19 protein-coding genes are annotated in these 18,071 nt (G+C 70.7%); 9 read left to right on the top strand and 10 right to left on the bottom strand.

The window, feature by feature from the left end:
- The first annotated feature begins 113 nt into the window (after nucleotides 1-113).
- Nucleotides 114-983 carry an amidohydrolase family protein gene (locus K933_RS00490; protein WP_023392699.1) on the top strand — a complete coding sequence of 290 codons (870 nt, stop codon included), beginning with the start codon at nucleotides 114-116 and terminating at the stop codon, nucleotides 981-983.
- 77 nt (nucleotides 984-1,060) lie between these two features.
- On the opposite strand, the gene K933_RS00485 is transcribed toward K933_RS00490, so the two are convergent.
- From K933_RS00485 to K933_RS00475, 3 genes are all read right to left on the bottom strand, one after another.
- Nucleotides 1,061-1,822 carry an IclR family transcriptional regulator gene (locus tag K933_RS00485; RefSeq protein ID WP_023392698.1) on the bottom strand — a complete coding sequence of 254 codons (762 nt, stop codon included), beginning with the start codon at nucleotides 1,820-1,822 and terminating at the stop codon, nucleotides 1,061-1,063.
- A 552-nt stretch (nucleotides 1,823-2,374) separates the two neighbouring features.
- Nucleotides 2,375-2,629, bottom strand: coding sequence for a hypothetical protein (locus tag K933_RS18860; RefSeq protein ID WP_023392697.1), 255 nt, complete (start codon nucleotides 2,627-2,629; stop codon nucleotides 2,375-2,377).
- A gap of 343 nt (nucleotides 2,630-2,972) precedes the next feature.
- On the bottom strand, nucleotides 2,973-4,070 hold the full coding sequence (locus K933_RS00475; RefSeq protein WP_023392696.1) for a Gfo/Idh/MocA family protein: 1,098 nt from the start codon (nucleotides 4,068-4,070) through the stop codon (nucleotides 2,973-2,975).
- Between the two features lie 168 nt (nucleotides 4,071-4,238).
- Between K933_RS00475 and K933_RS00470 the strand changes: the two genes are divergently transcribed.
- The 5 genes from K933_RS00470 to K933_RS00455 all read left to right on the top strand — a co-directional run bounded on the left by K933_RS00470 (nucleotide 4,239) and on the right by K933_RS00455 (nucleotide 7,259).
- The gene (locus tag K933_RS00470) at nucleotides 4,239-4,466 is read left to right on the top strand and encodes a hypothetical protein (RefSeq protein WP_023392695.1); all 228 of its coding nucleotides are present in this window, start codon (nucleotides 4,239-4,241) and stop codon (nucleotides 4,464-4,466) included.
- An 899-nt stretch (nucleotides 4,467-5,365) separates the two neighbouring features.
- Complete coding sequence (locus tag K933_RS00465) at nucleotides 5,366-5,923, top strand: DoxX family protein (protein WP_049947449.1); 558 nt, start codon at nucleotides 5,366-5,368, stop codon at nucleotides 5,921-5,923.
- Nucleotides 5,924-6,135: 212 nt separating this feature from the next.
- On the top strand, nucleotides 6,136-6,300 hold the full coding sequence (locus K933_RS18495) for a DUF7560 family zinc ribbon protein (protein WP_023392693.1): 165 nt from the start codon (nucleotides 6,136-6,138) through the stop codon (nucleotides 6,298-6,300).
- A gap of 99 nt (nucleotides 6,301-6,399) precedes the next feature.
- Nucleotides 6,400-6,819: a winged helix-turn-helix domain-containing protein gene (locus tag K933_RS00460; protein WP_023392692.1), complete on the top strand. Its 420-nt coding sequence runs from the start codon at nucleotides 6,400-6,402 to the stop codon at nucleotides 6,817-6,819.
- A gap of 74 nt (nucleotides 6,820-6,893) precedes the next feature.
- Entirely contained in the window at nucleotides 6,894-7,259 is a 366-nt protein-coding gene (locus K933_RS00455; protein WP_023392691.1) for a DUF7475 family protein, read from the top strand.
- A 38-nt stretch (nucleotides 7,260-7,297) separates the two neighbouring features.
- Here the strand turns inward: K933_RS00455 and K933_RS00450 are convergent, their stop codons facing one another.
- Nucleotides 7,298-7,738: a pyridoxamine 5'-phosphate oxidase family protein gene (locus K933_RS00450; protein WP_023392690.1), complete on the bottom strand. Its 441-nt coding sequence runs from the start codon at nucleotides 7,736-7,738 to the stop codon at nucleotides 7,298-7,300.
- A gap of 114 nt (nucleotides 7,739-7,852) precedes the next feature.
- Here K933_RS00450 and K933_RS00445 point away from each other — a divergent pair, with 114 nt between their 5' ends.
- A complete protein-coding gene (locus K933_RS00445; protein WP_023392689.1) occupies nucleotides 7,853-8,449 on the top strand; it encodes a DJ-1/PfpI family protein in 597 nt (198 codons plus the stop codon).
- Nucleotides 8,450-8,705: 256 nt separating this feature from the next.
- Here K933_RS00445 and K933_RS00440 read toward each other — a convergent pair whose 3' ends face one another.
- Nucleotides 8,706-10,808 (bottom strand): glycoside hydrolase family 15 protein, encoded by a 2,103-nt coding sequence (locus K933_RS00440; protein ID WP_023392688.1) that lies wholly within the window; start codon nucleotides 10,806-10,808, stop codon nucleotides 8,706-8,708.
- 190 nt (nucleotides 10,809-10,998) lie between these two features.
- Here K933_RS00440 and K933_RS00435 point away from each other — a divergent pair, with 190 nt between their 5' ends.
- Nucleotides 10,999-11,802 carry an SDR family NAD(P)-dependent oxidoreductase gene (locus K933_RS00435; protein ID WP_023392687.1) on the top strand — a complete coding sequence of 268 codons (804 nt, stop codon included), beginning with the start codon at nucleotides 10,999-11,001 and terminating at the stop codon, nucleotides 11,800-11,802.
- Between the two features lie 58 nt (nucleotides 11,803-11,860).
- Here K933_RS00435 and rpiA read toward each other — a convergent pair whose 3' ends face one another.
- Together rpiA and K933_RS00425 are read right to left on the bottom strand one after the other, a co-directional pair.
- A complete protein-coding gene (gene rpiA / locus K933_RS00430; RefSeq protein ID WP_023392686.1) occupies nucleotides 11,861-12,733 on the bottom strand; it encodes a ribose 5-phosphate isomerase A in 873 nt (290 codons plus the stop codon).
- A gap of 15 nt (nucleotides 12,734-12,748) precedes the next feature.
- On the bottom strand, nucleotides 12,749-13,837 hold the full coding sequence (locus K933_RS00425) for an NADP-dependent phosphogluconate dehydrogenase (RefSeq protein WP_023392685.1): 1,089 nt from the start codon (nucleotides 13,835-13,837) through the stop codon (nucleotides 12,749-12,751).
- Between the two features lie 149 nt (nucleotides 13,838-13,986).
- Here K933_RS00425 and K933_RS18195 point away from each other — a divergent pair, with 149 nt between their 5' ends.
- On the top strand, nucleotides 13,987-14,148 hold the full coding sequence (locus K933_RS18195; RefSeq protein WP_161631390.1) for a hypothetical protein: 162 nt from the start codon (nucleotides 13,987-13,989) through the stop codon (nucleotides 14,146-14,148).
- Here the strand turns inward: K933_RS18195 and K933_RS00420 are convergent.
- From K933_RS00420 to K933_RS00410, 3 genes are all read right to left on the bottom strand, one after another.
- On the bottom strand, nucleotides 14,132-15,538 hold the full coding sequence (locus K933_RS00420) for an SLC13 family permease (protein ID WP_023392684.1): 1,407 nt from the start codon (nucleotides 15,536-15,538) through the stop codon (nucleotides 14,132-14,134). The genes K933_RS18195 and K933_RS00420 overlap by 17 nt on opposite strands.
- Before the next feature lie 159 nt (nucleotides 15,539-15,697).
- The gene (locus K933_RS19435) at nucleotides 15,698-17,041 is read right to left on the bottom strand and encodes a hypothetical protein (protein WP_023392683.1); all 1,344 of its coding nucleotides are present in this window, start codon (nucleotides 17,039-17,041) and stop codon (nucleotides 15,698-15,700) included.
- Nucleotides 17,042-17,275: 234 nt separating this feature from the next.
- Nucleotides 17,276-18,070 carry a DUF7260 family protein gene (locus K933_RS00410; protein WP_049947447.1) on the bottom strand — a complete coding sequence of 265 codons (795 nt, stop codon included), beginning with the start codon at nucleotides 18,068-18,070 and terminating at the stop codon, nucleotides 17,276-17,278.
- Nucleotide 18,071 lies beyond the last annotated feature (1 nt).

The following is an 18,071-nucleotide window of genomic DNA, read 5'->3' as shown; positions in this document are numbered from 1 at the left end:
GACCGATCTGCACCGCTCCGGTCGACGTGGTCCGCGGCGACGACCGACCGCGGACTGTCCCCCCTCGCGTCCGCGAGGCGAACGTTGAAGCGGGCGGCCGTCGACGGCTACCCATGCGACTGGTCGACACGCACACACACGCGTGGGGCGCCGACACCGACGAACTCCCGTGGAAGGCGGACGCCCTCCCGCCGGGGTGGGAGGGGAGCTACCCGCACCGCGACCTCGTCGCCGACATGGACCGCGCGGGCGTCGACGAGGCCGTCGTCGTCTCGACGCCGCTGTACGGGCGCGGGCGCCGAACCAACGAGTACACGATGCGCGCCATCGAGGTGTACCCCGACCGCCTGTACGGCGTCGGCATCGTCGACCCCTTCCCGGGCGACCCCGAGGCGGTCCGCGCCAACCTGCGGCGGGCGGTCGGCCACGAACGGATGTTGGGCGTCCGCTTTCACGCCGCGATGGCGTACGAGACGGTACCGACGACCGTCGACCGCACCGCTGACTGGGTCGCCGACGACGCGCTCGACCCCCTCTACGACGAGGCCGCCCGCCTCGACGCGGCCGTGTTCGTCCTCCCGAAGGCCGACCAGTTGGCGACGCTGGCGGCGGTCGCCGACGCCCACCCCGATGTGACGTTCGTCGTCGACCACATGGGGTGGGTCGACGACCGGACCGCCCCCGACGAGGCGCCGTGGACCGACTTCGAGGACCTCGCCGCCCGCGACAACGCGTACGTCAAGCTGAGTTCGCTCCCGCGGTCGTCCGACGAGGGGTGGCCGTACGCGGATCTCCACGGCTACGTCCGCCGGCTGGTCGAGTGGTTCGGTCCCGACCGCCTGCTGGTCGGGTCGGACTACCCCTGGATGGACGACTGGGCGGCGTACCCCGACTGCCTGAACTGGCTCGACACCGTCGAGTTCCTCTCCGCGCGCGACCGGGCGTACCTCCGCTACCGGACGTTCGACGAACTGTTCGGGTGAGTTGAGACCGCTCGCGGACGCATCCGCCGTCGGGTCGCCGACGCGCGGACGATCCGCCGACTCGGCGGGAGCCGGGGTCAGGAGTAGTTGTGGTGGAGTTCGATGATGTTCGCCGTCCCGAGTACCCGGTCGGGTAGTTCTTGCTCGAACCGCTCGTCGCTGACGCGGTGGGTGGGCGAGGCGACGCTGATGGCCGCGATGCTGCGGTCGTCGTCGTCGGTGATGGGCGCGGCGACACACCGCAGGCCGTCGATCCGCTCCTCGCGGTCGACGGCGTAGTTGCGCTCGCGCGTCTCCGCCAACTCCTCGAAGAACGCCTCGCGGTCGGTGATGGTGTGTTCGCTCACCGAGGGCATCCCCCGTTCGTCGAGGATCGCCTCCACCTCCTCGCGGGGGCGGAACGCGAGGATCGCCTTCCCGAGCGCCGTACAGTGGAGGTAGGTCCGCTTCCCCTCGTAGGTGTCGAGTTGGACCGCGTTGTCGCCCTCCGCCTGGTAGAGGTAGATGCCGCTGCCGCTCTTCTCGACCATCAGGTTGGCTAACTCGCCGGTGTCGTCGGCGAGTTCGTCCACCTCGGGTCGGGCGGTCTCGTATATCTCCGTCCGATTGCGCGCGTACGCGCCCAGACCCAGAAACGAGAGGCCGATGTGGTACTCGTCGCCCTCCTTGACGACGTACTCCCGGTTGGCCAGCGTGCTCAGGTGGTTGTGGACGGCGCTCTTGCCGATGTCGACGCGGTCGGCGATCTCGGAGACGCCCGTCCCGTCGAGGTCACGGATGATCTCGAGGATCTCCAAGGTGCGGTCGACGGTGCGGACCGGGTGTTTCGGTTCGGCCATGGGTCCGACACGAACTACTGTTACATATAGCTTGTTCTGCGCTGGCACGATGTCGCCCCCAGAGGCGAACCCCGTTCCAGTGTCGGTGAACGGTCCCTTACTCACGTGCTCCGCCCGGCGTGGCCGAGTCGCCGGGCGCCCCCTCGACCCGGCTCTCGACACGTCGAGCGGCGGCCCGTTCTCGACGAACCGACTCCGGTCCACTACCACAGAACGGCACTACCCACACGCTCGGACCGTCCGCCCGAGACGGGCACGGCGAACGATGGACCGCCCGTCCGCCGCGACCGCTCGATTACAGGCGTACGTCTGTAACGCCGGCTGGGGGCCGGGACGGGCGGAGCGGCGGTCCCGCCCGGCGGTTTCCCGGGCCGGTAGCCGAACGCACGGAGTGGGGCACCGAGTCGACGGTTCCCGGCGCGCGGCGGTCGTCGTGTGGGCGAGCGACGCCGTGACGAACGACGCCCGCACCGACACGCGGGCCGGACCATCGGTGTGACCTCGGCCGAGTGGAGCCGTCCGCCTAACCCAGCTACACGGAACGCCGTTCGGTCAAACAGAACGCACCGCGGCCGCCGCGCCGCAGTCAGCCGACGACGAGTCGGTACCGGCCGCCGGGGACGGTGTCGAACGCGGCGACGGTCGTCCCCCGTCGCTCGCGCCCGCACCGTCCCGTCCGTCCTGCTCGTCGACCGGGAGGTCACAGAAGGGGAGGTACGGCCGGGTGCCGAGGGGGTCGCCGCGGAGGTGGTCGTCACACAGCCGCTGGGCCTCCTCGTACCGGCCGTCGAACAGCGCCTCGCGCACGTCGTCGAGGTGTTCGTGTGCGCCCTCGACCGTCCGGTCGGTCGGCCCCCGGCCCCCAGCGTCTCCTCGTTACACTGCACCCGCTCTCGTTCGAGACCGCCGTACGCCATCGCGCCCAGCCTGCCGTTCCCGACCGGGAGCGCCGCTATCCACTCGCCGCGGGGTCGTCGTACCGGAGGACCTCCCGGGCGCTCGCGTCGGCCGGACTGCCGTCGTCCATGGCTCGCACGACAGCCAGCGGGGTAATAGGTGCACCTCGTCGCGGGGTCGGTCCACCCTCGCTTCGGTGGCCGCCCCCGAACTCGCCGCCCCGAGCGCTCCCGCCGTGAGCGACCCCGACTCCTCAGTCGGCGGCCGAAACCGCCTCGCGGCGGGCATCGAGGAACTCCTGGACCCGAACCGACTCGCCCGTCTCGGCGCTCTCGATGGCGGCGAACACCAGCGCCATCGCCTGGAGGTTGTCTCGCGCGTTCGTCGCCATCGGCTCGCCGCCCGCACACCAGTCGGCGAACCGCTCGATCAGCCGCGCGTTGCCCCACTTGTCGCCGTCGTCGAGTTCGACCGGGTCGCCGTCCTCGAACCGCGCGCTCCCCAGACAGCCCTCGGCGTCGGGGTCGTAGTCGAACCGCCGGAGGTCGCCGCCGTCGAGGACGAACGTGGCGTCCCGGCCGTTCGCGCGGACGCCCTCGGCCCCCCAGCCGTTGAACGTAGCCGCCGCGGTGTTGAGCCCCTCGTACGCCACCGCGGTCCCGTTCTCCATCGTGACCTGGACGACCGCGTTCGGGTCGCCCGCGAACTCGGAGTACGGCGGGTTCCAGGCGCGACAGAACACCGTCTCCGCGCGCTCGCCCGCCATGTCGGCCAGCAGGTCGAGGTGGTGGACCGCGCCGTCGACTAACAGCGGGTGCTCGTCGAGGTCGTAGAGCCGTTCGCCGGCCCAACTCCCCCGCGAGCGCGCGTTGACCGCGTACCGGCCGTGGAGGTAGTCGACCGGTCCCGCCTCGCCGGCTTCGATCCGCCGGCGGAGCGACGTGACGTCCCGCCGGAACCGGTGGCTCATCGTCACGCCCATCTTCGCGCCCGCCGTCTCCACCCGGTCGACGATGCGGAGCGCGCCCGCCATCGAGTCCGACAGCGGCTTCTCCGAGAGGATATCGAGGTCGTGCGACAGCGCCGTCTCGACCAGTTCCTCGCGGAACGACGGCGGCACCACCAGCGCAACCGCGTCGGCGTCGCGTTCGGCCATCGCGGTCCCGGCGTCGGTGTAACACCGACTCTCGTCGAGGTCGAGGTGTTCGACCGCGTTGTCGAGGGCGTCGGGGTTCACGTCGACGGCCGCGACCACTTCGACGGTGCCGTCGGCCACGTTCGGCGGGAGGAACTCCCGACACCACGTCTCGCCCTGGTTACCGGTGCCGACCTGGATGAGTCGCTGAGTCACGTCCGTCCGGTCGAAACGCGGCGTCTTTGCCCTGTCGGTGGTCGGCCCCACACGCTCGCCCCGTGGGTCGGATTATCACGCGCGAGGGTCGGGCGCGAACACGTATGTACTCGGTCCGGTTCGCTCCGGTATGCACCGGGACGACCCCGACGGCGTCGGAGGGCGGCAGTGAGCGTCTCGCGTTCCCACCTGGTCGGGACGTATCTCGCGGTCCGCGTGTTCGTGAGCCTGTTCGCCCTCGCCGCCGTCTGGCAGTTGTGGGCGGAGTTCTCCGCCGGCCCGTGGTCGCCCGGCGGCTACCTCCTCGTCGTCGCCGCCCTCCCCGGGGTGGAACTGGCCGTCCTCCCGCCGCTGTCGGCGCTGAGCGAGCGGACCCGGTCGATCCGCTGGCGGTAGCCGAACGGGGGGTGCCGTCGCCGCCCGCTCGGCATCAGGTCACACCGACCCGGAGACGTATAGAAAAACAGATCAGTAAGTGGATCCGATATATCAAATCGGATGAGCTGTCCGCGGTGGAGACCGAAGCGATTCGAAAAGCGACTGTGTAGACCCACGACGGCGTCGTACGCCGTACTGCCGTCGAATCACCGTTTCCAGCACCGATCTCTTGGCTCGGCGTTCGACGAAACGGGATCCGTCGCTCGGAGTCGTTTTAATGACCGTCTAGAGCGGATCGGGGACGAACCACTATCGATCGACCCAGAACAGCCTGAATACATATATCAACCGATTACAGTCTAAGATACTACTATTCAGAGGCGGCCCGTGTACGGCTCCGCGTTACGATCAACGCGACGGCCGAAGTCGCCTCCTCCAGTGTCGCGACGGGGTCGGAGTCGTGTTCCCCGCGGAGCGTCGCCGCGGCGCCGCGGTCGACTCACCCGCCGGCGCCGCGCTGACCGAGTCCGCTTCCGATCAGGAGGTCGAGCCAGGGCACGGGATCGCGTCCCCCCGAGCCGGAGATAAGGCCGACGCTCCCCGCGGCGAAGGCCGGTTCGTGCGGCCCGTCGCCGGCTCGGCGTACGTATCTGCGGTTCGTCGGGGCGGGGTCGCTGTCGGCCCGGCGCTCGGTCGGACACGGGGACGCCGCCGAACGCCGCGACCCCGGTGACGACGAGGTCGACCCCCTCGGACGGACCGGACGGGTTCGTTCCGGTCACCGGCCGTCGGTCTCCGCTCCGCGGGTCGTCGACCGACCCCGGGGTCGGCCGTCCCCGAGACGGCCGTTTCCCGGCGTCCGAGAAGCTCCCTCCGACTATATCTCCTCCCCCGGCGTTCGTCCAACCGTGAAACAGATGACTCCGACCGCCCCCAACACGTTCGAAAGCCGGATCGGCGACCTCACAGTTACCGGTCGTGCGCACAGCCTCAGCGCGTGGTTCGTCCTCGCGCTCCGTCTCGTCATCGGATTCGCGTTCCTCTACTCCGGGCTCGACAAGGTGCTCTCGGGAAGCTTCAGCGCCGCGGGCTACCTCACGAACGCCGCCGGCACCAACGGCAACCCGCTGGAGGGGCTGTTCCTGTGGATGGGTCAGACCCCCTGGTTCGTCGACGTCGTCAACGTCGCCGTCCCGTTCGGCGAGGTAGCCATCGGCCTCGGCGTCATGGTCGGCCTGCTGACCCGCCTCGCGGCGTTCTTCGGGGCGTTCATGATGATCCTGTTCTACTTCGGCAACTGGGACATCGCCCACGGGGTCATCAACAGCGACTTCATGTACATGCTGGTGTTCCTCTCGGTCGCGGCGTTCGGCGCGGGCCGCATCCTCGGACTCGACACCTACGTCGAACAGTACGAGGTCGACGGCGAACCGCTGATCGAGAAGTACCCCGCGCTCGGGTACGTTCTCGGCTGAGGCGGGCGAGCGTTCGACCCGCCCGTTCGCGTCTCGCGTCTCTCGCGTCTCTCGCGTCTCTCGCGTCTCTCGCGTCTCTCGCGTCTCTCGCGTCTCTCGCGTCTCTCGCGTCTCTCGCGTCTCTCGCGGTTTCCGCTCGCTGCCCCGCTCGTTGTTCTCACCCGGTTGGAATCCCGGAACGGCATTTATCCTCCGGTGACGTACGTGCTCTCATGACTCACGACGACGAGGTGTACGCGTTCGACTGTCCGGCGTGCGGCGAGGCGGTCGAGGTGGACGCGTCGATGCGCGAGGCGCTGGTCTCACACGGCTGTGTGGTCTGCGGCGCACGCGTGAGCACGCGCGCGTTCTCGCCGGCCGCGAGTCGCGCCCGGTGACCGCGCCGCGGTAGACGACCGGCGACCGACGGGGTGTATATAAACCTCCCCGGATACTGGGGGTGGACGTTCCTCTCCTCTCGGCTCCACCGATCAGATATGAGCCAGTCCACGACGCAGATGACCCCCGCGGCCGTTCGCCGTACGCGCGAGTCGACCGACGCCGGCGTCCCCGTCGACGACGCCGAGGCCGTCCTCTCGGCGCTCAACGACGCCGACTGCCGCGCCATCCTCGATGCGACCGGCGACGCGGCGCTGTCGGCGGGCGAACTGTCGGAAGCGTGCGACCTGCCGCTGTCGACGGCGTACCGGAAGCTCGACCTGCTGACCGACGCCGGCCTACTCGACGAGCGGACCCGGGTCCGCCGGTCGGGCAAGCACGTCAGCGAGTACGCCCGCCGGGTCGAGGAGGTGCTCGTCTCGGTCGCCGGCGACGGCGGCCTCGAACTCCGTATCGTCCCCGACGAGGATCTCGGGTCCGAGTCGGTGCCCACCGTTCCCACGCCCGGGTCGCGGTAGCGTCGTCACTCCCTGCCGACTCGTGACCGACCGTCACCGTTAGAACCCGCCCGCCCTTCTACGAGCGAACGCCCGTGACTTCCACCCGCCCGCACTCGGCCGACCGTCTCCACTACGCGGCGGTCCTGCTCGCGTTCGCACTCTCGGTCGTCCACTTCTACCTCGGGTTCGCGGTCGAACCGTTCGGGAGCGCGGCGTCCGTCCAGTTCGTCCTGTTCGGCGTCGTCTTCCTCGCCGGCGTCGGCGTCTACCTCACGACGTACTTCCGGCCGGTGCTCTACCTCGTCGGGTCGCTGTACGCCGCGTTCCTCGGCGTCCTCTGGTTCACCGGCGGGATGCGGTACCTCCGGCTCGGGCTAGCGACCGGCGTCCTCGGGGGGAGTTTCATCCTCCTCACCGCCTACCTGTTCGTCCGCGAGGAGCGGTTCGGCGACGACTGACCGGCCGTCGGCGTCCACCGTTCGGGCCGGCCGCCGGGCTACTCGACCGTCCGCCGGCCGGTCACCTCCTCGACCCGGAGTTCGTACAGCGCGAGGTCCGTCTCCTCGACGGACTCGCCGAACACGCGGAGCGAGCCGAACCGTTCGTCGAGCGTCGCCGCGTCGTACTCGTCTGCTTCGGCGTCCGAGAGTCGGTCAAGCGGGCCCGCGGCCACCACGCTCCACGAGTCGTCGCCGTCGGCGTCGAAGAGGACGAAACTCGCGCGGTCGGTCGCGTCGGCGAACTCGAACTTCCGGCCGTCGCCCTCGTCGCCAAGCCGGAAGTGGAGCGACGCGCCGTCGTAGTGGAACGAGACGGGGACGGCGTACGCGTCCCCGCCGTCCGCCAGCGACAGCACGCCCGCCTCGCTCTCCCGGAGGCGCTCGTCCACCTCCGACTCGGTCATCCCCGCCGTGTACACGTACTCTATCTGGTCCACGGCCGGAGCTACGCACCCGTCCGATATCAAGCCGATCGCGGTCTGTCCGTCGACTCCCGCCGACCGGGAACGGGGCGCGTGCTTTTACCCGATCGTTCCTTATGAACACTCGCCATGTCCGGAAAGCGCATCCTGATGGTCGTCGGAGACTTCGGCGAGGACTACGAGATAATGGTGCCGTTTCAGGCGCTCGGAGCCGTGGGCCACGAGGTACACGCCGTCTGCCCCGACAAGGAGGCGGGCGAGTCGATCAAGACGGCGATCCACGACTTCCGCGGCGACCAGACCTACCTGGAGGAGCGAGGCCACGACTTCGAACTCACCCACTCGTTCGACGACGTCGACCCGAGCGAGTACGACGCGCTGGTCGTTCCCGGCGGGCGCGCGCCCGAGTACCTCCGCGAGTACGACGCGGTGCTCGATACGGTCCGGCACTTCTTCGAGGCGGACAAGCCCGTGGCCACCCTCTGTCACGGCCCGCAGGTGCTCGCCGCGGCGGGCGTCCTCGACGGCTACGAGATGACCTCCTACCCGGCCGTGCGGCCCGAAGTCGAGGCCGCGGGCTGTTCGTGGGTCGACGAGGTGACCACCGACCGCAACCTCGTGACCGCGCGGGCGTGGCCCGACCACGCCGAGTGGATCGCGCAGTTCCTCGACCTACTCGGGACCGACATCGACCACGGCGCGGACGTCACGGCGGTCGAGGGCTGACCGGGCCGCGGTCGTCCGCCTCCTCGTCCCTCCGGTCGCTCGATACTCGCGACGCCGAGACGTGCGCGACCGCCCGACCCCGCCGGACCGGGACGGTCCGCGGGCCGGCGATCCGACCGTTACAGGTGTACATTCGTCACGTAAGTTGTTAGTATTCTCGCGCCGGTCGCCGCTCGCGCTCCTCGCACCCCTCGTCCGTCGACCGGTCCCGCCGACCCCGTTCTGCCCGTCGGTCCGGGACGGCCGGCCGTCGCGGCTACTCCGCGTCGGGTGCCGGTGCCATTCCGTACGGCTCGTCGCGGACGTAGCTCTCCGCGAGCAGGACGTACATCGCCTGACTCCACTGGAGGTTCGCGTTCCAGCGCACCGTCCCGTCGCCGTCGACCTGTTCGGGGAGCAGTCCGGTCGCCGTCGTCCACGTGGGGGCGTCGTCGAACAGGTGATCGCGGAGCGCGTCCTCGTCGCCGTCGAGCCACCGGACGGCGTCGGCGAACGCCTCGCAGATGGGCCACCCGCCGTCCTCGGGTTCGCTCGACGGGGTGTAGTCGTCCTCGGGGTAGCGGCCGACGCAGGGAGTGTCGCCCGCGCGCCACGCCGGGTCGTCGGCGAGTTCGACCGTCGAGCGCATCGTCTCGCCGTCGGCGGCGACGACGTTCCACGGCCAACACGCCATGAACGCCGCCGCGTCGGGTCGCTCGTCGGGCGCGACGCCGCCGCCGCCGCTCTCGGGTGCGGCGGCGGTGACGTAGTGGTCGCCGAGGTAGCCGTCCTCGCGGAAGCAGTAGTCGTCGAAGGTACCCGCCCACTCGTCGGCGGTCGCCCGACAGTCGTCGGCGAACGCGTCGTCGCCGCGCTCGTCGGCCATCTCGGCCATCGCGCGTAACCCCGCGATGGCGGCGGCGCTCCCCTCGGTGGAGTGACCCCACACCTCCTCCCAGGGGTCTTGGGACTTCCCGGGGAAGCCGTCGTCGTCGTAGCCGAGGAGGAACTCGGCGGCGCGCCGGCTCATCGCGTAGTAGTCGTCGAGGACGGCGTCGTCGCCGGTCTCCTGCCACACCAGCCAGTGGGCGTAGACGGGGCCGCCCACCTGGTCGAGTTGGAGCGCGCGCCAGTGGGGTTCGCCGTCCGAGCGGTAGTTCTGCCACCACGTCCCCCCGCGGGGGATGTCGCGGTCGTCGGTGGTGTCGTCGTCGATCTGTTTGTCGTCGAGCCACGCGAGCGCCTCGCGCGCCTCCGTCTCGGCGTCGGCCGCGAGGAGGGCGGCGACGATGAACACCTGGTCGCGCGGCCAGACGAACCGGTAGCCCTGCTCGTTCGGTTCGAACACGCCCGCGACCGTCGCGCCGGTGGGGTCCTGCGCGCACTTGATGCTCGTCAGCGACCGCTCGTACATGTCGTTCGCGGCGTCGTCGTCGGTCGGTCCGTCGGCGACGCCCTCGTGCCACGTCTCCCAGGCGTCGGCGAACGCCTCGCGTTCGGCGTCGTAGCCCGCCGCGAGCGTCGTCGTCGCGGCATCGACCGCCTCCTCCTCGGTGCGGCCGAAGCCGACCGCGGTGGTCCACTCCACCTCGCGGTCGTCGCCGACGTGGAGACCGAACCCGAGGTCGATCGACCCCTCGCCCGCCTCGTTCGAGTCGATGTAGCCGTCGTTCTCGCCGTAGATGTCGTGCCAGGCGCTCTTGTCGTCGCCCTCCGTCTCGCCGAGGACCCCGACCCGCCGGCCGTCGAACGAGCGCTGGCCCGTCTCCGGGCGGTGGAGCGCGACCGCGAAGTGCCGCTCGCCGTCGGTCGAGACCAGACACTCGTACTCGTCGCCCGCCCCGTCTTCGGCGGTGACGACGTGCGCGCGGTCGCCGCCCTCCTCGTCCTCGCCGGCGTGGATCGAGGAGTTGACGACCGAGAAGACGGTCCGATCGGTCGACTCCCCGGACGCCTCGGATTCCTCGGACGCCTCGGACGCCTCGAACGACGCGCGATTGTGAACCGCGAGCGCCGGCCGGTCCACGCAGGTGACGACGTCCTGTTCGAGCGACGCATCGGTCCCGTCGTCGAACGCGAACCGGTTCTCGATGTGCGTCTCGGGGACGCGCGCCGACTCCGTCGAGACGGCACTGTCGTACGCGTCGTTGCGCACGTCGAGCGTCTGCTCGCGGTCGGCGTCCCACAGGAGCGTGTGGAAGTCGCCGAACTGCTCGACGTCGGCGCGGAACGCCGACGTCTCCTCGATGAGCGCGCCGTGCCAGTCGCCGTCGGCGGCGGGCGACGGGTACTGGTTCACCGTCGACAGCACGTACCCGCTCTCCTCGCGGGGGGAACTGATCAGCGCGTCCTTGTCGCTCGGAAGGTGCTGGCCGTCCATGTGTGTCTACCGGCTATTGGGGGGGTCGTTTAACGTGCCTTTCGGCGGGGACCGACCGACCACGACTGCGTGACGCGGTCCCCTCGGCGGGCGCGACTCCCGCGTCGACGCTTCTCCCCGTCTCGACCGTTCCCCGAGTCACGCGCTACCGGCGAGCACACTTAACACCCCGACGCGAGGACGCTCGGACGTGGGATCGACGAGCTTCGATTTCGACGGCGAGACGGTGATCGTCACGGGCGGCAGTGCGGGCATCGGCCGCGCCATCGCGCTCCGGTTCGGCGAGGCGGGCGCGACGGTGATCAACGCCGACGTGCGGGAGGAGCCGAAACTCGACGGGGAGGAGACACCGACGCACGACCGGATCTCCGACGACGGCGGCACCGCCGAGTACGTCGAGACGGACGTCTCCGACCTCGCACAGTTGGAGTCGGTCGTCGAGGCGGCCCGCGAGTACGGCGGCGTCGACGTGATGGTGAACAACGCCGCCCGTCAGCACAGCGAGTCGTTCCTCGACGTGGGACAGGAGGCGTTCGACACCCTCCAGGAGACCAACGTCCGCGGCTACTTCTTCGGCACGCAGGCCGCCGCCAACGACATGCTCGACCGGGGGGAGCCGGGCTGTATCGTCAACACCGCCTCGATCAGTTCGGAGGTGGCCCAACACGACCAGGTCCAGTACGACGCCACCAAGGGGGCGATCAAGATGATAACCCGGGGGACCGCGCTCGAACTCGCCGAACACGGCATCCGCGTGAACGCGATAGCCCCCGGCCAGATAGCCACCGAGTTCTCCGAGGGGTGGAGCGAACAGGCGCGAGACGCCGCGGGGCAGGGCGGCGACGCGGACAGCGAGTTCATCAAGCCGGTGCCGCTGGGTCGGGCGGGCCGCCCCGACGACTGCGCGGGCGCGGCGCTGTTCCTCGCCACCGACGACGCCGCCTACGTCACGGGGGAACTCGTCTACGTCGACGGCGGCTGGACGGCGATCTGAGCGCGGGTTCGGTCGAATCCGCCCCCGACCCGAGCGCTCGGGTCGGCCGTCGCCGACCCTAGAACTCGACGTGGTCGACGCCGTCGTCGGTGCCGTAGACGACGCTGTCGACCATGTCGACGAACAGGCCGTGCTCCTGTGCGCCCGGCACCCGCGCGAGTTCGGTCGCCCGCCCCTCGATGTCGTCCATCTCGCCGAAGTCACAGTCGACGATCACGTTGCCGTTCGCGGTGAACAGCGGGCCGTCCTTCTGTTCGGCGTAGCGGAGCTGCGGCTCGCCGCCCATCTCCCGCACCCAGCGCTGGGCGACGTTGCGCGACTCGGGGAGCACCGACAGCGGCACCGGGTACGACAGCGGCGTCGACCGCTTCTCGTCGTCGGTCGCGACGACGAGCCGGTCGGCCATCGAGTCGACGAGTTTCTCGCGGGCGTGCGAGGCGCCGCCGCCCTTCACGACGTGGGGGTTCTCGGGGTCCCACTGGTCGGCGCCGTCGATGGCGACGTCGAGTCCGTCGAACCCGTCGACGTCGGTCAGCGGGATCCCGAGTTCGCGCGCCAGGTCGTGACTCTGGAGCGACGTGGCGACGCCGCGGACATCTTCGAGTTCGCCGCTGTCGAGTTTCCAGCCGATGGCCGCGATGGCCCACGCGGTCGTGCTCCCGGTGCCGAGACCGACGTCCATGCCGGACTCGACCACCTCGGCGGCCTCGATGCCGCCGCGCCGGCGCTTGTCCATCAGCACCTCCTCGGCGCTGCTCTTGATCCGTTGGGGCGAGGGGATCACGCGGATCCGGTCGCGGACCTCGTCGTCGCTCAGGTCGACGCCCGCCGCGTCGAGTTCCGACCGCGCGTTCTCGACCGCCTCCGCCTCGGATTCGGCCCACGCGGTGATCTCATCGCCGTCGTCGTCGTAGACGAACTGTTTTGCCATGGTGTGTCTCCTCCGTCAGGTGGTGTGGTCGGGCCAGTCCTCGTCCGGGTCGGCCGGGTACTCGCCGGTCCGCGTCGAGTGGACGGTGTCCATCGTACTCTCGTCGTTTCGGAGTTTGTTGCGCGAGACGTTCTCCACGCGGCCGGTGACCCGTTCGTTCGCGAAGTACTCGTCCTCGCCGAACGGGTGGAGACCGAACCCGTGTCGCATCAGCGCGACCGCGCGGTAGGCGTGCCGCTGGTTGCCCCGCGACTTGAACAGCTCCATCACCGACTGCGTGATGACGGGGATCGGCGTCTCCCCCTTGAACGCCTCCTGGACCAGCCAGTTGACCTCGCCGGTGTCCTCTATGTAGTTGGGGATGTCCGTGAAGTCGTCGGGCGCGTCGGACTGTTGGTCCTCCTGGCGGAGGCCCTTCCCCATGAGTTCGACCAGCCAGCTCTCGATGACGGCGCCGTTGTTCCACGTCTCGAACAGGTCGGGGAGGGTGTCCTCCATGTCGAACTGCCCCGCCATCAGGAGTTCGACCCCCTCGGCTATCGCCTGGAGCATGCCGAACTCGATGCCGTTGTGGACGAGTTTCGTGAAGTGGCCGCTCCCCGGCGGGCCGACGTGGATCAGCCCGTCTTCGACCGACAGCGCGTCGAGGTACGGTTCGGCGATCGCGAACCCCTCCTCGCGGCCGCCGACCATGAAGCACGCCCCCTCCGCGGCGCGGGGCGGCCCGCCGCTGGTGCCGGTGTCGAGGAAGTAGACGCCCTCCTCCCAGCACGCCTCCTCGCGGCGCATCGAGTCGCGCCAGAAGGAGTTGCCGCCGTCCATGATCACGTCGCCCTCCTCTAGGTGGTCGAGCAGGCCGTCGATCTCGCTGTCGATGAGTTCGCCCGCGGGCAGCGAGAGGTAGACGACACGCGGCGCGTCGAGTTCCCCTACCTCCTCGTAGTCGCCCGCCTCGTGGACGTCGACGCCCAGGTCCTCCAGTTCCGGGCGCTCTTTCACGTCGAAGCCGACGACGTCGATGTCTTTCCTGACGGCCTGTCGTGCGAGGTTGCCGCCGATCGATCCCAGTCCGACGATTCCGAGCGTGCGTTCCTGTTCAGACATGTGTTGGGTCGCTGTTGTCGCGCGCGCTGCGGTCGGTGTCCCTCCCGGGTGCGGGTCCCCGACTTCCGGCCCGAACGCGCGCCGGGAGCGCGCCCCCGTCGGGACGCTCTGACACACGTACACGGGCGCCAGCGAGGAGTAAAACCGTATTGGCCAACGGTCCCGCCTCCGAACGCGGCACCGTCGGACCCCCGACGCCGTGTGCGTTGGTCGGCGCGACGCCGTACGTCGGCGACGCGACGCCGTACGTCGCCGACGCGACGCCGTACGTCGCCGACGCGCCGCCAGCTCGGCTCAGAACGCGACGGTGAACACGCCGATCTGTACCGGGATCAGCACCAGGAGCGTCACGACCGAGCACGCGGCGGTCATCCGGATCAGCTCGCGCGGGTCGACCATATCGAGGCTGAGGATCGCGACCAGCACCGCCGACTGGTAGGGGAAGACGTACGCGACGAGCGACACCGCCTCTATCATCGCGACCGGGAGCAGCGGGACGCCCGCGTCGGTGGCGAACGAGACGAGCACGGGGGTGATCACGCTCGTGGCCGCCAGCCCCTCCATCACGAACGTGACCGCGACCGAGACGACGGCGACCGCCGCGAGCACCAGCGGGAGCGGCGCGTCGGCCGGCACCGCGGACAGCGCCGCGCCCGCGGCGATGTCGGTGAACGCGGTGCGGCCGAGCCCCTCGGCGATGGCGAAGATGGCGCCGAGGAAGAAGGCGATCGAGAAGTCGGCGTCGCCGACGGCGTCGAGTTCGACCACGCCGACCCGCGGGAGGAACGCGAGGACTGCCACGACGAGCGCGCCGTACAGCGGGTGGAGTCCGTGGACCGAGTCGGTCGCCCACACCGCGACGCCGACGAGCAGGAACGCGAGCATCCGCCGCTCGTCGCCGTCGGCCGCGGCGTCGGGAACCCCGGCGTCGGCGTCGAGCGCGTCGGCGTCGGTGGGGCGGTACAGCAGGTACGCCACCGCGACGACCGCGAGCGACCGGCCGACGGTCATCACCGGTCCCATCCAGACCAGCCACTCCACCCAGCCGATCGAGACGCCCGCGGCCGACTCCGTGATGCCCGTGATGATGATGTTGGGAAGCGACCCCGTGAGCACGCCCGCCCCGCCGTAGAACGTGACGAACAGCGGTCCCAAGAACAGGCCGACCCGCGCGCGCCGCTCGGCGAACCGCCCGCCCGCGGAGACGAGGATCGGTCCGAGGATGAGCACCCGCACCAGCGCCGAGGGGACCAGCAGGACGAACCCGACCGCGATCGCCGAGAAGGCGCCGAGCAGGTAGCGGTAGGCGGCGACCGCGTCGTCGGTCGCGCGGGCGGGCATCGCCGAGAGCACGCCCCGTTCGACGAGGACCGCCAGCCCGCTCCGCCGGGTCGCCTCCCCGATGAGGATCCCGACGAGGATGAGCCACGTCGCGGGCATCGCGAAGCCGTACAGCGCGAGGTCGGTCGAGAAGCGCGCGCCGATCAGGCCGATGCCGACCAGCCCGGTGAGCCACGGCGGGACCGGCGTGCCGACCCAGAGGCTGATACAGAACGCCGTGATCGCGAGCATCGCGGCGGCGTCGCCCGGCAGCGGGGCGAACAGGAGGACCGCACCCGCGAGGAGGACCCCCGCGGGGACCGAGAGCCACGCGGTGTCGATCGGAAGGTCGACCCCGGCCCGGTCGGAGAGAGCCGACATGTTGTGTCCACCCGGTTCCGGCGCCCGGCCATAACGCTTCCCTCATCGACTCGGCGGCGGGCGCGCCGCCCGCGACGGCCCTCGGACTCCCCCCTCGCGGCCGGCCGCGGACCGCGCCCGCGGTCCGACCGCTCGTCCGCCCGGACGCGCAGTCGCGTCCTACTCGAACGCCTCCAACACGACCGCGACCGCGTCCGCCGACGGCACGTCGCGGACGCTGTACGCCGTCGGGTGCCGGAGGTCGTGCGGGAGTTCGTCGGGCCGTGCGACCGCGAACCGCTCGGTGCCGTCGACCCCGCGGAGGTACTCGCGGGTGACCATCGGCTCGACGAACGCCAACCGGGGGTCGGTCCTCCCGTCGCCGACGCCGACGAACCCCTGAACGAGCGTCGCGGTGAACGCCTCGGGGCTCCCCGGTAGTTCGGGCGCGTCCGACGGCGCGAGGTGTTCGCCCATGTCGGTGACGTACCGCTCGTCGACGGCCGGTCCGCGGACGTACCCCTCCGGGACCCGCTCGCTCGGGATGTCGTCGTACGGCGGGGCGGTGGGTCCCTCGACGGCGTCGACCGTCGCCGGGTCGAGGGTGTGAAAGTGAACGTCGAAGTGCGGGACGCCCCACGCGCCGTCGCCGCCCGGGTGGCCGTTCGGGTTCCAGTTGAGTCCGAGGAACGTGAACGGCGTCCCCTCGGCGGCCGGGAACGGGACGAAGTACTCCCGCGACCACCGCCGGTGGATCCGGCGCGCCTGACCGCCGGCGCGGTACTTGTCGGTCTCGGCGTCGTCGGCCGCGGCCGCCAGTTCGTCCGCGCTCGGCAGGCCGACCAGCGCGTCGCGGTCGAACAGCACGCCGTGGTATCGCGGCTCGCCCGCCGCCGTCACTGTCGTGAACGGCCGCACCCGGCCGTCGCCGACGGTCACCGCGCGGCCGTACTCGGTGGTCCCCGACGGCGGGACCCACCCGCTCGCGCCGCCGTCGTCCGCGCCGCTCGGCAAGTCGACGGTGATGGTGTGGTCGCCGGGTTCGTACGTCCCGGTCGTCGCACCCAGAAGTTCCTGTTCGTCGGCGGTGTCAGCCGAGAACTCGTCGCTGGGCATCGAGTAGACCGCCAGCGACAGCGTCGTCTCGTCGCAGTCGTCGGCGACGGTAAACCGCACGCTCGCGGTGCCGTCGTCCTCGACGATGTGGCCGTACTCCACGCAGTCGCGGATCTCCGCGCTCGGCCACGCAGTGTCCTTCTCGGTGATGCCCTCGGAGGTGGACCCGAACGCGAACCGCATCAGCCGGTCCTCCTCGGCGTACAGCCCATCTTCACCGAGTTGTTCGATCGGTTCGCCCGCGGCGAAGTCCACCTGATACTCGGTCGGGGCGTCGCTCCTACCGCCGTCGCCGTCCGGCGAACCGCCCGCGGCGCCGGTCGCTCCGACGACCGCACCGCCGACCGCGGCCGACCGGAGCAGCGTCCGTCGGTCGATCCGTCGTTCGCCGTTCGCTCCGTCGTTCATCGTTCTACTGGGTGGGGGTGTGTCGACTGTCCGTGCTCGCATCGACGCGGGCGCCTCCGCCCCCGGCGAACCTGATTCCGGCGCCGGCACGCGGGGTCGATTCTATCACGGTCGTTCTCCCGAACGTTGCGGTCGAACGACGATAAAATTGTAGACGCGGTCGGGGCAACTCGCCGTCCGGTTCGGCCGGTTCGCCGCGCCCGTTCACTCGACCGCCGCCGACCGCGACCCGGCTCAGGCCCGCCGGACCAGGTGGCCGCGGACCGCGCGCTGGCAGTCGGCGCAGGTGTCGTCGAGGCGGGCGACCGTCGACAACACCGGGTAGTCGGTGGGGAAGTCGTCGTAGAGGTACGGGGGGAGCGCGCGGTGTGTCACCGCGGTGTCGAGTTCCGCCGCGGCGGTGGTCCCGTCGAGGTGGACCTGCCGGTCGGCGGCGACCCGTTCACACCGCTCGCGGTGGGCGGCGAGCGTCGCGTGCCGCCGCCGCAGGGCGTCGAATCCGCAGTCCGTCAGCGGCCGCTCGTCCGCCTCGACGACCCAGGTGGTCACCTCGTCGACGGCCGCCGCGGCCGCCGCGAGGCTCTCCGCCTCGCGGTCGAGCGCCCGACGGAGCGCCGCCGTCTCGCGCCGTCGCGTCTCGGTCTCGGCGACGACCGCGCGCTTGACTCCCGCGGAGAACGACGTGTCGGTCGTCGGCGCGAGCGCGAGTGCGATCGAGTCGGTGAACTCGCTGCGGACGGTCTCCAACAGCGGCTCCGGCGTCTCGACGTCCGCGACGCTGTGCGAGCGGACCGTCTCGTCGAACGCGGTCCGGACCGCCCGACACCCCTCGTCGGTCGCCCCGTCGGCGCGCAAGCGGGCGTCGGTCCCGCCGGTCGCCGCCACCGCCGACGACCGCGGGGTCGGCTCCGGCGGGAGGCGTTTCACGCGGGCGAGGAACGTCTCGAACGCCGCGGACTTGGCGTCGAGCGCGTCCACCTCCGTACGGACCCGATCGCGCGCGCGGTCGACGTGCGTCTCGACCCCCACC

It is taken from the genome of Candidatus Halobonum tyrrellensis G22, from assembly GCF_000495475.1.
Lineage (GTDB): Archaea > Halobacteriota > Halobacteria > Halobacteriales > Haloferacaceae > Halobonum > Halobonum tyrrellense.
This window is presented reverse-complemented; position numbering and strand designations above follow the sequence as displayed.

Excerpts from the sequence above, each read along its gene's own strand:
- K933_RS00490 (WP_023392699.1), top strand. The coding sequence starts at position 114 with ATGCGACTGGTCGACACGCACACACACGCGTGGGGCGCCGACACCGAC.
- K933_RS00485 (WP_023392698.1), bottom strand. The coding sequence starts at position 1,822 with ATGGCCGAACCGAAACACCCGGTCCGCACCGTCGACCGCACCTTGGAG.
- K933_RS00465 (WP_049947449.1), top strand. The coding sequence starts at position 5,366 with ATGACTCCGACCGCCCCCAACACGTTCGAAAGCCGGATCGGCGACCTC.
- K933_RS18495 (WP_023392693.1), top strand. The coding sequence starts at position 6,136 with ATGACTCACGACGACGAGGTGTACGCGTTCGACTGTCCGGCGTGCGGC.
- K933_RS00460 (WP_023392692.1), top strand. The coding sequence starts at position 6,400 with ATGAGCCAGTCCACGACGCAGATGACCCCCGCGGCCGTTCGCCGTACG.
- K933_RS00445 (WP_023392689.1), top strand. The coding sequence starts at position 7,853 with ATGTCCGGAAAGCGCATCCTGATGGTCGTCGGAGACTTCGGCGAGGAC.
- K933_RS00440 (WP_023392688.1), bottom strand. The coding sequence starts at position 10,808 with ATGGACGGCCAGCACCTTCCGAGCGACAAGGACGCGCTGATCAGTTCC.
- rpiA (WP_023392686.1), bottom strand. The coding sequence starts at position 12,733 with ATGGCAAAACAGTTCGTCTACGACGACGACGGCGATGAGATCACCGCG.
- K933_RS00425 (WP_023392685.1), bottom strand. The coding sequence starts at position 13,837 with ATGTCTGAACAGGAACGCACGCTCGGAATCGTCGGACTGGGATCGATC.
- K933_RS00420 (WP_023392684.1), bottom strand. The coding sequence starts at position 15,538 with ATGTCGGCTCTCTCCGACCGGGCCGGGGTCGACCTTCCGATCGACACC.
- K933_RS19435 (WP_023392683.1), bottom strand. The coding sequence starts at position 17,041 with ATGAACGACGGAGCGAACGGCGAACGACGGATCGACCGACGGACGCTG.